Source organism: Shewanella sp. MF05960 (genome assembly GCF_050849305.1).
Taxonomy (GTDB): domain Bacteria; phylum Pseudomonadota; class Gammaproteobacteria; order Enterobacterales; family Shewanellaceae; genus Shewanella.
Genome location: NZ_JBOZPS010000011.1, coordinates 115,613 through 129,841, shown reverse-complemented (window position 1 = coordinate 129,841; position 14,229 = coordinate 115,613). Strand labels below are relative to the sequence as shown.

General features: G+C 42.5%; 14 protein-coding genes. 5 read left to right on the top strand and 9 right to left on the bottom strand.

Annotated elements, in window-relative coordinates; all coding sequences use genetic code 11:
* Positions 1 to 56: 56 nt before the first annotated feature.
* Positions 57 to 713: a 3,4-dihydroxy-2-butanone-4-phosphate synthase gene (gene ribB / locus ACROAE_RS12940; RefSeq protein WP_432402365.1), complete on the top strand. Its 657-nt coding sequence runs from the start codon at positions 57 to 59 to the stop codon at positions 711 to 713.
* Positions 714 to 783: 70 nt separating this feature from the next.
* On the opposite strand, the gene ACROAE_RS12935 is transcribed toward ribB, so the two are convergent.
* The 4 genes from ACROAE_RS12935 to prlC form a co-directional block, all read right to left on the bottom strand.
* Positions 784 to 1,647 carry an alpha/beta hydrolase family protein gene (locus ACROAE_RS12935; protein WP_432402363.1) on the bottom strand — a complete coding sequence of 288 codons (864 nt, stop codon included), beginning with the start codon at positions 1,645 to 1,647 and terminating at the stop codon, positions 784 to 786.
* Between the two features lie 14 nt (positions 1,648 to 1,661).
* The gene (locus ACROAE_RS12930; RefSeq protein ID WP_432402361.1) at positions 1,662 to 1,871 is read right to left on the bottom strand and encodes a helix-turn-helix domain-containing protein; all 210 of its coding nucleotides are present in this window, start codon (positions 1,869 to 1,871) and stop codon (positions 1,662 to 1,664) included.
* The gene (locus ACROAE_RS12925) at positions 1,871 to 2,446 is read right to left on the bottom strand and encodes a DUF2975 domain-containing protein (RefSeq protein WP_432402359.1); all 576 of its coding nucleotides are present in this window, start codon (positions 2,444 to 2,446) and stop codon (positions 1,871 to 1,873) included. The genes ACROAE_RS12930 and ACROAE_RS12925 overlap by 1 nt, the downstream gene beginning before the upstream one ends.
* Positions 2,447 to 2,627: 181 nt before the next feature.
* Positions 2,628 to 4,667: an oligopeptidase A gene (gene prlC / locus ACROAE_RS12920; protein ID WP_432402357.1), complete on the bottom strand. Its 2,040-nt coding sequence runs from the start codon at positions 4,665 to 4,667 to the stop codon at positions 2,628 to 2,630.
* 323 nt (positions 4,668 to 4,990) lie between these two features.
* Between prlC and ACROAE_RS12915 the strand changes: the two genes are divergently transcribed.
* The 3 genes from ACROAE_RS12915 (at position 4,991) to gorA (ending at position 7,803) form a co-directional block, all read left to right on the top strand.
* A complete protein-coding gene (locus ACROAE_RS12915; RefSeq protein ID WP_432402355.1) occupies positions 4,991 to 5,755 on the top strand; it encodes a hypothetical protein in 765 nt (254 codons plus the stop codon).
* 80 nt (positions 5,756 to 5,835) lie between these two features.
* Positions 5,836 to 6,360: a hypothetical protein gene (locus tag ACROAE_RS12910; RefSeq protein ID WP_432402353.1), complete on the top strand. Its 525-nt coding sequence runs from the start codon at positions 5,836 to 5,838 to the stop codon at positions 6,358 to 6,360.
* Positions 6,361 to 6,447: 87 nt separating this feature from the next.
* Positions 6,448 to 7,803 carry a glutathione-disulfide reductase gene (gene gorA, locus ACROAE_RS12905; protein WP_432402351.1) on the top strand — a complete coding sequence of 452 codons (1,356 nt, stop codon included), beginning with the start codon at positions 6,448 to 6,450 and terminating at the stop codon, positions 7,801 to 7,803.
* A gap of 100 nt (positions 7,804 to 7,903) precedes the next feature.
* Here gorA and ACROAE_RS12900 read toward each other — a convergent pair whose 3' ends face one another.
* A complete protein-coding gene (locus ACROAE_RS12900) occupies positions 7,904 to 8,536 on the bottom strand; it encodes a TetR/AcrR family transcriptional regulator (protein ID WP_432402349.1) in 633 nt (210 codons plus the stop codon).
* 109 nt (positions 8,537 to 8,645) lie between these two features.
* Between ACROAE_RS12900 and ACROAE_RS12895 the strand changes: the two genes are divergently transcribed.
* Entirely contained in the window at positions 8,646 to 9,530 is an 885-nt protein-coding gene (locus ACROAE_RS12895) for a LysR family transcriptional regulator (protein WP_432402347.1), read from the top strand.
* A gap of 100 nt (positions 9,531 to 9,630) precedes the next feature.
* On the opposite strand, the gene ACROAE_RS12890 is transcribed toward ACROAE_RS12895, so the two are convergent.
* The 4 genes from ACROAE_RS12890 to ACROAE_RS12875 all read right to left on the bottom strand — a co-directional run bounded on the left by ACROAE_RS12890 (position 9,631) and on the right by ACROAE_RS12875 (position 14,211).
* Entirely contained in the window at positions 9,631 to 10,932 is a 1,302-nt protein-coding gene (locus tag ACROAE_RS12890; RefSeq protein ID WP_432402345.1) for an anaerobic C4-dicarboxylate transporter, read from the bottom strand.
* A 242-nt stretch (positions 10,933 to 11,174) separates the two neighbouring features.
* Positions 11,175 to 12,302, bottom strand: a complete 1,128-nt coding sequence (locus tag ACROAE_RS12885; protein WP_432402343.1) for a hypothetical protein — start codon at positions 12,300 to 12,302, stop codon at positions 11,175 to 11,177.
* A 48-nt stretch (positions 12,303 to 12,350) separates the two neighbouring features.
* A complete protein-coding gene (locus ACROAE_RS12880; RefSeq protein ID WP_432402341.1) occupies positions 12,351 to 13,595 on the bottom strand; it encodes a hypothetical protein in 1,245 nt (414 codons plus the stop codon).
* A 262-nt stretch (positions 13,596 to 13,857) separates the two neighbouring features.
* Positions 13,858 to 14,211, bottom strand: a complete 354-nt coding sequence (locus ACROAE_RS12875; RefSeq protein WP_432402339.1) for a cytochrome c3 family protein — start codon at positions 14,209 to 14,211, stop codon at positions 13,858 to 13,860.
* Positions 14,212 to 14,229: the final 18 nt, after the last annotated feature.

Sequence of the window (14,229 nt, the reverse complement as noted above, 5' to 3'; positions counted from 1 at the left end):
TTGGATTTATATCCCTCTTTACAAGCCCTGATTCTGGTCATTTTAGGAGTACAACCATGAATCAGTTATCACTACTTGCCGAATTTGGCGAACCTATTACACGCGTCGAAAATGCACTTGCAGCGCTTAGAGAAGGCCGCGGTGTATTGTTACTCGATGATGAAGATCGCGAAAACGAAGGCGATATTATTTATTCAGTTGAGCATTTAACCACAGCCCAAATGGCATTGATGATCCGCGAATGCAGCGGCATTGTGTGTTTATGCTTAACCGACGAGCATGCTAATAAGCTTGAATTGCCACCGATGGTTGTTAATAACAATAGCGCCAATCAAACCGCTTTTACCATCTCTATTGAAGCGAAAGTGGGTGTGACTACAGGCGTTTCAGCACAAGACCGTGTTACCACCATAAAAACGGCGGCAAACCGTAATGCTAAAGCATCAGACTTAGCCCATCCTGGACACGTATTTCCGCTACGCGCTCGCGCTGGCGGGGTGATGTCTCGTCGCGGTCACACTGAAGGTACGGTTGATTTAATGCAAATGGCCGGCTTAATGCCTGCTGGCGTGTTATGTGAACTCACCAACGAAGATGGCAGCATGGCGAAAACGCCAGAAATCGTCGCCTTTGGTTTAAAGCACAATATGCCTGTTCTCACCATCGAAGACATGGTGATGTACCGCAACCAGTATGATTTAAAGTTAGCGTAAGTTATTACTCAAAGCGTAACCAAACGAAGAGGCGCGTTGCGCCTCTTTTTTATGTCGATTTTCCGCTCAATCAAAGCTCGGTAATAAAGGCCTGATACTGCTGCATTGTAGTTGCCTCTTCTAGCATGCCTTGATGGCCGACATTAGGTACCATAATGAACTGCTTATTAGCAGACTTGCTCGCAGCAAACAGTTTTTCAGCAAGCGCTGGCGGCACTTCATCATCATCCTCTCCGGCAATCACCAATAATGGGCCTTGGTAATCATGGGTAACCACTTTTTGATTATCGATATTACGAAAGTCTTGGGGCATTTCCAGGCTCATAAACGGTGCCATGTACCAGGGCGTTTTCTCATCGACCCAATCGTCGGCATTAGTGGCCGAACCGTGTAAAACCAATGCATCTATTTTATTATTTCTGGCTAATTCTGCGGCAATAAAACTGCCTAACGAGTAACCATGCAATATGATTTTTTCGGGTTGGTATTGTTGCTGTACATAGTCTAATTGTTGCTGGGCATCCAAGATAATATTGTTAATCAGCGGCTTACCTTCACTAGCGCCAATACCACGGCGATCCATGACTAAGATATCTGTGTTAAGCGCTGATAATGCCGTTAAATCGGCCAAACAATGTGGCTGAATTTTCATGCCATTACCCTGATAAAACACTAGGGTTGTGTTGCTTGCAGGATTATTAATAAAAAAACCATTCAGCTTAACGTGATCACTTGCCTCTAGGTTCAATTGAGTGATTAGATGATTCGGCATGGCTTGTTGTAATGCTTGAGTGAACTCAGTGCTAAAGGCCACGGGCTCTTTATCATTGGCAATAAAACTCTCTTCACTTAAGCGCACCGTACAGCCAGAGATAATGAGCATTGTCGTGCTAATCATTGCCACCGAGATCATTTTTTTTACTGTATTTTGCATATCATTGTCCTTAATTATTCATCTTCCTTGTGGATTAAAATGTCACCTGGCGAGCACTGTAAATGCTGGCAAATGGCGTCGAGTGTTGAAAACCGAATCGCTTTAGCGCGGCCGCTACGTAATACCGACAAATTTTGCGGTGTAATACCCACCAATTCAGCTAGTTCAGTTGACTTCATTTTGCGCTTTGCCAGCATCACGTCTAGCTCAATAATAATGGCCATTAAATGGTTAACTCCGCCTCTTCTTGCAGCTCTGTCGCGTGCTTCATCACCCAGGCCACACAATAAAAAATCATTCCAAACAGCGCATACTTTAGCTCCTGGCTTCCCAAGCTAAAATAAACAGGGACCGCACTGGATGTACCGCTAAAGTGCAGTGAAAAAGCGATGATCATCGGATAGAAAAGGCTGAGTAAAATCCACGTTAAAAAGACCAAAGCAATGTTGCTTAAACAGCGAAAATTACCTGGGGTGAACACCTGCCCCTGTTGATACAAAGTGAATAACTGATATAAAAAATAATAAATAAACAGGTAAGGCAGTATTTCAACACCGCCCAGAATTAACCCAGGATGGAAGCCAGCATCATAAAGGCTTTGCGCAAGGGCCTGCCAGGGGCTACCAAAATCAACGGCAAGGTAACTGCTAAACCAGCCCCACCAGTCAATTGTGAGTACATATTCGCCAGCTTGAAACTCGCCGAGCACCATGGTGCCGCCATAGCTACTGACTTGTAATAAGGCTAAAAAAACGATGAGTAATTTAATCCATTTACTGAGTGAAACAATTCTATCCATGATGATTCTAGGTTGGTTAATGTTAATTTAACGTTAACATAGTTATTTTTATTCGACAATAAATTATCGATAAGCGATAACTTTATTTTATTTATCAACCAAAATATCGCCAGTGAATCAAATCGCAGGCATAAAAAAACCGACAATCAATGTCGGTTTTTAAAGTGTTTACATTAATGATTTACGCGGCAATACCACTGTGACGCAGTAATGCATCTGTGTTGGGTTCGCGGCCCATAAAGCGTTTAAACAGCTCCATTGGCTCTTCACTTCCGCCCATTTCAAGAATGTTATTTAAGAAGCTTTTACCGGTTTCTGGGTTAAAGATGCCTTCGTCTTCAAAACGTGAGAACGCATCAGCCGATAACACTTCAGCCCATTTATAGCTGTAATAACCTGCAGCATATCCACCGGCAAAAATGTGGGCAAAACCGTGTTGAAAGCGGTTAAAGCTTGGTGGGGTTAATACCGCTATTTGGCTGCGTACTTCGTCTAAAATACCTTGAATATCGACGCCTTTTGCTGGGTCAAACTCATGGTGCATTCTAAAATCGAACAACGAGAATTCAAGCTGGCGCACCATCATCATGCCTGACTGGAAGTTCTTTGCCGCTAACATTTTGTCGAGCAATGCTTTTGGTAATGGCTCGCCAGTTTCGTAGTGGCCAGAGATTTCCGCTAAGGCTTCTTCTTGCCAGCACCAGTTTTCCATAAATTGACTTGGTAACTCTACGGCATCCCAAGGCACACCGTTAATGCCCGATACGCCGCCAACATCGACTTTGGTTAGCATGTGGTGGATACCGTGGCCAAACTCGTGGAATAACGTAGTAACTTCGTCGTGGGTAAATAACGCCGGCTTGCCGTCTACTGGGCCATTAAAGTTACAGGTTAAGTAAGCCACTGGTTTTTGCAGACCGGTAGAGGTAATACGACGGCCACGGCAATCGTCCATCCATGCGCCGCCACGTTTACCGCTGCGAGCATATAAATCTAAATAAAAGCTGCCACGATGTACGTTATCGGCGTCAAAAATATCAAAGAAGCGCACGTCTTTGTGCCAGGTATCGATACCTTTTTGTTCGTTAATCGTTAAGCCAAATAGCTTGTTAACGGTAAAGAATAAGCCTGATAAGACTTTGTCTTCTGGGAAGTACGGACGTAAAATTTCTTGCGACACTTCATATTTGTGTTGCTGCAGTTTTTCGGCATAAAAACTTAAATCCCATGAAGCCATTTCGCTAACATCATAGTGTTCTTTAGCAAAGGCGCGTAGTTCAGCTAATTCTGTTGCCGCCTGGCCTTTTGAGCGCTGACCTAATTCATTTAAAAAGCCCAACACCTGCTCTGGTGACTCTGCCATTTTGGTGGCAAGTGATTTATCTGCGTAACTGGCAAAACCCAGTAGATTGGCTAACTCATGACGTAATGCCACGATTTCGTTCATGTTATTAGTGTTATCAAACTCACCGGCATTTGGGCCTTGATCAGAGGCGCGGGTGACAAATGCACGGTAGCATTCTTCGCGTAACTCACGGTTTTCACTGTAGGTCATCACCGGTAAATAGGATGGAAAATCAAGGGTAAACAACCAACCTTTTAGCTCTTTGGCTTCAGCCATTGCTTTAGCTGCGGCCACTGCCGACTCAGGTAAACCCGCTAGATCAGCCTCGTCGATAATCAACTTGGTCCAGGCTTCGGTAGCATCTAGTAACTGATTAGAAAAATTGCTAGTTAACTCAGATAGACGCTTAACAATCTCGCCATAACGCGCTTTTTGACCATCATCTAAGCCAATGCCCGACAATTCAAAATCGAGTAAGCTTTGTTCAATAACTTTTTTCTGCGCTTGAGTTAACTCGGCAAAATCAGCTGATTGATGAATTGATTTATACGCCTCATACAACCCTTGATGCTGGCCAACATAGGTACCGTAATCAGACAATAATGGTAAACACGCATCATGGGCATCACGCAATGCATCGCTGCTCACAACCGAATTCATGTGCGATACCGGTGACCACGCTTTACTTAATTCGTCGTCCACTTCTTCAAGGGGGGCAATCAGGTTGTCCCAGGTATATTGGCTATTTTTAGCCAATAAAACATCAATGGTTTCACGACATTTGGCAATGGCTTGCTCAACCGCAGGCTGAATGTGTTCTGGTTTGATTTTAGAAAACTCGGGTAACGCCGCGCTATTTAGCAATGGATTGCTCATAAAGATTCCTCGAAATAATTCGTGTGACGACTTATATAGGGTCAATTGCTACATATATTGGGTCAATTTACTGCGTTTTCAAGATCTATTATCGCGATGAATGAATTAACGATTGATCTGCTGAGTTCGCGCTAGCGTATTATTCATACAATTAAAGTGACGGCTTCCACAGTTTTAATTTACACTTAATTTACACTTTGATTATTGTTTACTAGGTCTCAAACGAGACTGATTATCATTTAATTTATACATTAAACAGATACCATACTCATTACGAACACATCTATGTACCATCACTCTGCACCATAACCTTGGGCCAACACATGACCTTTGCTTTCTGTACTGTTAGTTTTAAACATGGTGTTACTACTGTTTTTTTACCGGTACTTGCGGTAATTAGCTTAGCACTGTCAACACCTGCATTAGCCCTCGCTGATGCTCAGCCAAGCTTTGGCTTAGATGTGGGTTGGGAGAATCATTACATTACAGAGGGTCGCGACAACCTAGATAAAGGCGGCATTGCCTGGGCAGTTGCCAGCGTTGAACATAATGACATGGTGGTTTTTGCCGTGATTGGCCGAGCAGACCAAGTACATTACACCGAATGGAATGCTGGGTTAGAATACAGCGTATCTCTACACGATGACATTGACGCCACTATAGGCTACCAACGCCTAGAATTTTATGGCGATGATCGCGCATCCGACAATGAATTTTTTAGCTCAATCACCTACAGCGGCATTGATTGGTTGGTCCCCGCCGTCAACTATACTTATGCCACTGAAGCGTCTGGTTACTTTGTTACCCTGAGCGTACACAGTCCTTGGGAAATCAACCCACAACTCACGCTAACACCTTATGTATTGCAAGGGTTTGATTTTGGCTACAGTAGCGAAGACCACGACGGTGCCAACCATGTGCAATTTGGCCTAGAAGCAGAGCATCAATTTAGCGATAATCTTGCGATTGTCGCCCATATTAGCCACAGCATTGCCTTAGAAGACATTAAACAACAAGCCCGGGTTGACGGCCAACAAGGCAGCTTAAACGAAACTTATGCGGGTATATCTGTCAGTTTGGGCTTTTAGCAGACTCATTATAATGGCTCGCGTTTTATCATTGTGCGACTACACTGAATGGTTAATATTTGACCGCGCAAGGAATGCACATGCTAACCCGCCAAGTTCAATACGCTGCTATATGTGGCGTATTGTCGATAACCTCTTTATGGGCTTCCTCGGTAGCCGTTGCCGCTGAGCTCATTCAGTTAAATAAACAACCGTCTAAAAATACCACTGAGCTTAGTAACGACAACGTCAATGATTTACCACCACAATCAGCGATTGATCATCAAGGTAATCGCATCACATTACCCTCAGAAACGAGTTCAGCGTTAGAGTATCGCGCTGACGATATTTACCTCAAACCGAGTTTGCAACAACACATCGATGCCAATCAACCATCTCATTTTTCATCAAGTCAAACGCGGCCAAGCATGGTCGACGACCCTAGCTGTCGTTGGTTAAATAACCGCATAACGCACTTACAAAAAAAGCAGCGCCAAACCCAACACAGTCAATTTAGTCATTATCAAGATGAAATCGATATTAGAGAGGACGAATGGGCTTGCCTTAAGTGTGCAACCAGCGGCCCAGGTAACGTTGACCGTGGTGCATGTCAGCATAAGCGTTAATGCGTTGCGCTAACACAATAAGTAAACGACTAGATTGCAAACACAATCCCCCCTACAATGGGGCAATTAATCGTAGTGGAGATCATCATGGCTCAACATTTTGACTATATCGCGCTTGGCGCAGGCAGTGGCGGTATCGCCTCAGCAAACCGTGCAGCAATGCGTGGCGCAAAAGTTCTTATCATTGAAGCAAAACACGTTGGCGGCACTTGCGTTAACGTGGGTTGTGTTCCTAAAAAAGTCATGTGGTATGGCGCACATGTCGCCGAAGCCTTAAATCTGTACGCTAAAGACTATGGCTTTGATGTCACTGTCAATAAATTTGATTGGAACACTCTGGTTAACAATCGTGAAGCTTATATTAGCCGCATCCATGATTCTTACGGTCGTGGTTTTGCGAATAATAAAGTGACCTTATTAAATGGCTATGGTCGCTTTGTTAATAACAACACCATTGAAGTCAATGGCGAGCACTACACGGCTGACCATATTACTGTTGCCACTGGCGGCGCACCGACTATTCCTGACATCCCGGGTGCAGAATACGGTATTGATTCTGACGGTTTCTTCGCCCTGCGTGAGCAACCAAAACGCGTTGCTGTGGTTGGCGCGGGTTATATTGCTGTTGAAGTTGCTGGCGTATTGCATGCCTTAGGCAGCGAAACCCATTTATTGGTACGTAAGCATGCGCCACTGCGTAACTTTGACCCTATTTTAATGGACGCATTAGTTGACGCGATGGCCACCGATGGCCCAACATTGCACACTCACAGCGTGCCAAAGTCGGTTAATAAAAATGCTGATGGCAGCTTAACCCTAGCGCTTGAAAACGGTGAAAGCTTAACAATTGATTGCCTAATTTGGGCCATTGGCCGTTCACCGTCAACGGGTAATATCGGCTTAGAAAATACCGATGTTAAGTTAGATGCTAAAGGCTATGTGATTACTGACGATCAACAAAATACCACCGCTAAAGGTATTTATTGTGTCGGTGACATTATGGCGGGTGGTGTTGAATTAACCCCAGTTGCCGTTAAAGCGGGTCGCTTGTTGTCAGAGCGCTTATTTGGCAACATGCCAGATGCCAAAATGGATTACAGCTTAATTCCAACCGTAGTATTTAGTCATCCACCTATCGGTACCATGGGTCTAACTGAGCCTGAAGCCGCTGAGCAGTATGGCCAAGACAATATCAAGGTTTACACCTCTACTTTTACCTCAATGTATTCCGCTGTTACTGCGCATCGCCAGGCTTGTAAAATGAAGCTGGTGTGTGCTGGTGATAATGAAGTGGTTGTCGGTATTCACGGTATCGGTTTTGGTATGGACGAAATACTCCAGGGCTTTGGTGTGGCAATGAAAATGGGCGCAACTAAAGCAGACTTTGACTCAGTAGTGGCAATTCACCCTACTGGCGCTGAAGAATTCGTCACCATGAGATAAGCTTTTGATAGTTAGTAGTTAAATATTAATTACAGTCTTCCGACATCAATACAGTCTCAATAATAAAAACCATGGATAGCTGAGCGCTTTCATGGTTTTTTTATGCTTCTTTGTCCGCTAACCATTGCAAAAACACTTTAATCCCGGGAGGGCGTTTCTGTGAGTGGCCCATTAATTGGGTCATGGCAAAACTAAATTGATAGTACATTTCGGCGTCGTTAGGATGCTTTTGCGCATCATCACTGTTAATCATCGCGCCGCGTAAATAATCGCACAGTAACTCACCACGATTAAATCCGCCAATTTCACCAATTTCAGTTAACGTTTGCGCGTTCCATTGCTTATATTGCGAGCTCACACGTTCAAAACGCTCACGATAATAATCGCTGGCATGAGATATAACGGCTTCATTAGGGATGACTCTGGCGATAACAAACGATTGCTCAGACAAGATGTGATACAAGCGCTGACAATGATGGAATATATAGCGTAAATAAGGGTCACTATATTGCAAAGTGTCTTGCTCTGCTTGCGCTAACCAATGACGATAATCGGCACAGGCCACCGCCACAATGAGATCAGCTTCTGAGGTAAAATGATTATAGATGGTGCCTTTCGATATCTGGCTGGCCTCAACTAAATGTGAACGGCACAAATCAAAGGTCTTGTGACCTTTTAAACAACGTTGTGACACCTCTATTAAGTAGTTTCCGCGCTTTTCCCAGCTCGTCATATCCTGCTCCAATATAAATCTTTATCACTTCACATTTACATCATAACAAGCTTTGTTGGTACTCAATATTGAGTAATACTGATACCACTATGAACTTATTCAATGGCCTATGTTAAAGATTGAATTATTAGAGAGTTTTATCGCGGTTGCTGAGTGTGGCAACTTATCAAAAGCTGCAGATAAAATTTGCCGAACCCAATCTACACTGAGCTTACAAGTTAAAAAGCTTGAAGAAAGTGTCGGCCAAACATTGCTGATTAGAGACAACAAAGGTGTCACCTTGACCGAGTCTGGTGACACCTTACTTAGCTATGCCTATAAAATGATCCAGCTAAACTCACAAGCACTCGATGAATTAAAAGAGTGTAACAACCGTGAAGTTATCCGCCTTGGCGTACCAACCGACTTTATAAAGTGCTATTTAAACAGCTGTTTATTAGAGTTTATTCGTGAATTCACCTGTATTGAATTAGTCATCGACACCGATGTCAGCGGTAATTTATACAAGCGGCTACATCAAGGTGAGTTTGACGTGATTGTTGCCACGCATTGGCAATTACCCGTTAATGGCGAACTATTATTTACCCGCCGTTTTAAATGGGTTGCTGCGGCTAACGGTAATGCCCATAAAAACAAAACGATTCCCGTTGGCTTATACCCAGAAAACTGTCCTATTCGAGCACAAGTATTCGCTAATCACCAATTATCTATGCGACCTATTAGAGTGCTACTGTCTACCCCATCACCACAAGCATTGTGCATGGCGGTCGAGAATGATTTAGTGATTGCACCGGTAGCCGAATTTAGAATTAACGATAGAATGCAGGTGTTAGACCCACTAAAACATGGCTTACCACCACTGCCGCTGTTTAATGAGTCGATCTATCTCAATCCTAATACTCAAACCCACGCGACAAAACAGTTAATAGATTTAATTAAGGCCAACGTTGAACACAAAGGCTATCAACTCGACGAGCCTATCGCGGCTATCTAGGTCATGACTCACGGTAGGTCATCTGGCTTACCGATAGGGTTCAATCACATACTCACCATGATTCGCTCTTTGAGATTGCTAGAAAGCACCTTAATATTGCCTATAAAATCATGCTACCAAACAAAAATGCCAGCAACACACTCATGGCAATGGTGACGACTCCAGGAATAAGAAACGGGTGGTTAAACAACGCCTTACCAATCCGCGTTGAACCCGTGTCGTCCATTTCAACTGCCGCTAATAATGTTGGGTAAGTGGGTAATACAAACAAGGCGCTCACCGCAGCAAACGATGCAATAGCCGTTAACGGACTCACGCCAATCGCCAGCGCTGCGGGCATTAATGCTTTTGTTGTCGCCCCTTGTGAATACAACAACATAGAGGCAAAAAATAACGCTACCGACAACAACCAGGGTTGGTTTTGAAGTAAAGTGCCTGCAATGTCTTTAATTTCATCAATATGATTAGATACAAAAGTATCACCCAACCATGCTACTCCAAGTACACAAATACACGCTGACATGCCAGACTTAAACGTCGACGCATTAGAAATTTTGCTGGCATCTAAGCGGCAAAACCACGTAATTGCAGCCGCAGCAGATAGCATAAACAACATAATCGCCACATCGCGCGACAGCACCGGATGCGTAATTAAACCGACTTTGTCAGATATTGCGGTGGCATAAGACATCACCGCAACAATCGCCACTAAAAAAATGGCCACAGACCGCTTAGCACCAGGTAATAATGTGACTTGAGTTTCGCCACGAACCTTCACTAATCCGTCGGCTAAACGTTGTTGATAAATAGCATCTTCTTGCAGTGGTTTACCCAATAACGACGCGACTGCGGCGCCCACTAAACAGGCAATGAAGGTAGAGGGAATACACACGGCTAACAGCACTAAATAATCCACACCAAAAGGCTCTAAAATCCCCGAGAAAAATACCACGGCAGCAGAAATAGGCGATGCCGTAATGGCCACTTGTGAGGCAACAACGGCAATTGATAATGGTCGGGAAGGACGAATCCCCTGCTCTTTAGCCACCTCAGCGATAACCGGTAAGGTCGAAAAAGCCGTATGGCCAGTCCCAGCAAATAATGTCATCAAATAGGTCACTATTGGCGCTAAAAAGGTAATATGCTTTGGGTGTTTTCGCAGTAATTTTTCAGCTATCGACACCAAATAATCCATTCCACCCGCTTCTTGCATTGCAGCAATAGCAGTAATGACCGACATAATAATCAACATCACGTCGATAGGGATCGCGCCAGGCGTTAAGCCTAAACCCACAGTGAGAATTAACACGCCTACGCCACCAGCAAAACCTATCCCTATGCTGCCCATTCTCGCACCGAGGTAAATGGCCCCGAGCACAATTATTATTTCTAGTATCATCATAGTGTGAACTTGTTAATTCCTGAGTATTTGACGGTATAGCAGGGATCACTGCTTTAGAGATTGTGATACTACTCTTTTGCTATTTTACGAATATAGACGTGGATCAATTTACTGAGTGGAAATAAAGCAGAGGGAGTTATCAGCAGAATTATTAAGCAGTATATCGGTAAAAATGGCCTCGAAATTACAATAAAAATGCCAATCAAATGATTGGCATTTAATGGAAGACAAATAGTTAACGCTTAAAAATAGTACCCAAAGTTAACATTGATACGATAATCCCAGCTGTCACCAATCTCAGGAAGACCAACATGACCATTGTCTAATGTCGAAGCATACATATTTTTGCCCGTGATAAAATCTATCATGGTATATGTCGGCCCTGACGATAACGCCACACCGGTGACATTTTGATAGCTATTGTCGTAATCGTCATTGTCTACGTCTGGCGTCACAAGTCCAAAGTCGTTATATACTTTTACACTGCCCCAGCTAGTGGTAAACGTTTTTGCTACGTTGACACTGTAGGCCTGAGCTTTTGAGGCAATCTCGTACTGCCAGGCGTAAGCCGATACGGCAATTTTGTTCTCATCAAGAGAGTCAGCTGCATCATACTCATACTGCATTGCCTGAAGCTGTAAGTTCCAACCGTTATAACTACTGTCTACATGCAGAGCGATTGCATAGCGATCGCCATTATTACCAGTGTTGCTATTGTAAATTTGCCCCACTTCAATCGAGCCACCGAGTACGGTTTTTCCGCCTTCGTATTCCATTGTGTAGGTTTGACGAGCATTTAATTGATTAGTTTCTTCGTTATAATATTCAGTACCGTTAACCGTTCCAGTATACAAATCGGTTGAATAACGTTCATTGCGACTGGCACCATATTCAGCATTTTTATAAAACGCTAATTCAGTCCCCCATCCATTACTCGAATAAACGGTTTTAATACCCGCATCGTAATCGTCTTCAAAACCTAAATAATACGGTACGCCAAACCAAAAACTATTTGAGATGAACCCAGGATTACCAAAAGGGACCTGATTGATACCAAATTGAATTTGCCATTCTGGCGAGTAGTCATAAAAAGCATAACCATATCGTAATGTTTCCCAGCCATCATAAAAACGATATTCAGATGCTAAACCCCAATCATCTAATTTACCGTTAAATTTAATTGATGCCATTTCAAATGCTAAGTCTCCCGACTTATCTTTAGCGCTTTCACTGTATTCTTTATATGAATAATTAGCTCTTAATGTGCCTGATACATTTATGCCATCATCAGTATCTTGTGCGACTGAATAGTTTGCAACAAAACACAGTGACACCAAAGTTGATAATAAAGAAAGTTTAAATAATTTCATTATATATATTCCAATTTAATTGTTAGTATTAATGTATATAAACGATCGTTACCATTTCATTTTGGTTAAATCACATTGAATAACTTCATCTTTATGTGCAGGAGTACCAGGATTTTTAGCTGACTCACACAGTAATGTTGTACCGTAGTCATTTCGTTTGTCGTCGGCATTACTTCTGGCCCAAACGGATACAATTGCACGCTCTTCAGGTTTTGCTTCACAGCTACCATCTACCTCAAATGCGTGAATGGTGTTTTGATGAAAATACATCAGTGGATCCATATCTGCACTGCCAGAAAGCCACATAGTGTGGCCATTATGTTGACCAGCATCAAACTGTACTTGTCGCATTGTGTCGTCTTGCTTTACGGTGGTGAGTAATGGTGAGTCTTCACGAACAGCAAAGCTTTTAAATTCATTAGCACATGCAGGTACTCGCATATTGTAATAAATTTCAGATATTGCATGGTTATGATAAGGGTAAAGCGTATCTACCGACTGAACTGTCATGCCAATTTCGGCACCCACTTTTTGATTATTAATTTCGTCAATGCGCAGTAATCCCCAATGGCCAAAGATTTCGGCGTAAGCATAACCACCACGTATATTGTTGTAGTTTTTGTCATTACGTTTACTTTCTTCGGCATACATTGGGAACCAACCCGCTGCAGCCCATAAGTTAGGTAAAGTATTGGCACTGATGTCGGTTGGAAATGCTGAAGGCATTTTAATTTCGTTACCTGTCACCATTTTGGTAAAGTTTTTTGTAAATTCTTTACCGAGTTTACGGACATCTTTATTGGTGACTTTGGTGTCAAAGAAGGTATCGAATGTGGTGCGTTTAAGCCATTTGGCAACGGGGGACTTTTGCGCTAGCTCTCCACCTGGACTGTAAATCCAATCAACATCTTCGCGAGCACCAAAACACTTTTTCGCTTTGTTTGGATTATTAATCACCTGGTAAATGTTTTTAACAAGAAGCTTCATGTCGCGCCGATCCATGATGCACATATTCTTACCACCTTCGGTAGAATCATACATCGCTTGATCTGAATTTAAGCATGGACCATTTTCGCTATTGGTTAATGCTACAGCGTAAGACTGTAAATATTGCAGTGTTTCATTCCACAGAATATCGACATATTGTTGATCAGTTTTAGAATAAGTTTGCTCGGCGCCTAAACAAGTAAACTCTGCATCATTAATATCGTTAGCATCTAAAAATGCAGGTAACTCATTTGCCATACTAGAACTAGACAACAACATCGCCACTAGTAATATATTATACTTCATACCATCCACCTCATTTTATTATTAGTAATTGAAATGGATTTTACTCGTGGAATTAATTCCAAAAACCAACTTAGTACATATTAATAACAAGTAACTCACATACCTCTAAGATCAATTAAATCTAGTTAGTTATTTAGTTATTTAGTTATTTAGTTATTTAGCAAGATAAAGACTACCGTTAAAATAATAAATATAAATTAGCATTAAAAATAAAGCCGCATATTAATATGCGGCTTTAAATGCTAATAAAGATTAAATTAACTTACCCTTTATGCTTATCAAACTTAAACGTATGACAGCTACTGCATAATGGCTGCTTGGTTTTATGTTCGCTATGACACTCTTGGCAAGGAACATCTTTACCATAGTGAAGGTTGTTATGTGGATTTTGCCACTTGTCTTCTTCACTTCTGGCGGTTTTCTTAGCTAACTCATCAACATCATGACACTGCAAACAGGCTTGATCAGATGGAAACTGCTTAATGCCATTGTCATGACAGGCTTTACAGTCTTTACCGATAACCTCTTTATGGTAGTCACGGATCTCTGCTGACTGTACTGATAAACTGGTTAATCCAAGTAGTACCAGCCCAAGTATAATATTAAAGTTTTTCATTAATGATTCCTCTTGTTC

Excerpts from the sequence above, each read along its gene's own strand:
- ACROAE_RS12930 (WP_432402361.1), bottom strand. The coding sequence starts at position 1,871 with ATGGCCATTATTATTGAGCTAGACGTGATGCTGGCAAAGCGCAAAATG.
- ACROAE_RS12935 (WP_432402363.1), bottom strand. The coding sequence starts at position 1,647 with ATGCAAAATACAGTAAAAAAAATGATCTCGGTGGCAATGATTAGCACG.
- ACROAE_RS12925 (WP_432402359.1), bottom strand. The coding sequence starts at position 2,446 with ATGGATAGAATTGTTTCACTCAGTAAATGGATTAAATTACTCATCGTT.
- prlC (WP_432402357.1), bottom strand. The coding sequence starts at position 4,667 with ATGAGCAATCCATTGCTAAATAGCGCGGCGTTACCCGAGTTTTCTAAA.
- ACROAE_RS12880 (WP_432402341.1), bottom strand. The coding sequence starts at position 13,595 with ATGAAGTATAATATATTACTAGTGGCGATGTTGTTGTCTAGTTCTAGT.
- gorA (WP_432402351.1), top strand. The coding sequence starts at position 6,448 with ATGGCTCAACATTTTGACTATATCGCGCTTGGCGCAGGCAGTGGCGGT.
- ribB (WP_432402365.1), top strand. The coding sequence starts at position 57 with ATGAATCAGTTATCACTACTTGCCGAATTTGGCGAACCTATTACACGC.
- ACROAE_RS12910 (WP_432402353.1), top strand. The coding sequence starts at position 5,836 with ATGCTAACCCGCCAAGTTCAATACGCTGCTATATGTGGCGTATTGTCG.
- ACROAE_RS12885 (WP_432402343.1), bottom strand. The coding sequence starts at position 12,302 with ATGAAATTATTTAAACTTTCTTTATTATCAACTTTGGTGTCACTGTGT.
- ACROAE_RS12900 (WP_432402349.1), bottom strand. The coding sequence starts at position 8,536 with ATGACGAGCTGGGAAAAGCGCGGAAACTACTTAATAGAGGTGTCACAA.
- ACROAE_RS12895 (WP_432402347.1), top strand. The coding sequence starts at position 8,646 with ATGTTAAAGATTGAATTATTAGAGAGTTTTATCGCGGTTGCTGAGTGT.
- ACROAE_RS12875 (WP_432402339.1), bottom strand. The coding sequence starts at position 14,211 with ATGAAAAACTTTAATATTATACTTGGGCTGGTACTACTTGGATTAACC.
- ACROAE_RS12890 (WP_432402345.1), bottom strand. The coding sequence starts at position 10,932 with ATGATGATACTAGAAATAATAATTGTGCTCGGGGCCATTTACCTCGGT.
- ACROAE_RS12915 (WP_432402355.1), top strand. The coding sequence starts at position 4,991 with ATGACCTTTGCTTTCTGTACTGTTAGTTTTAAACATGGTGTTACTACT.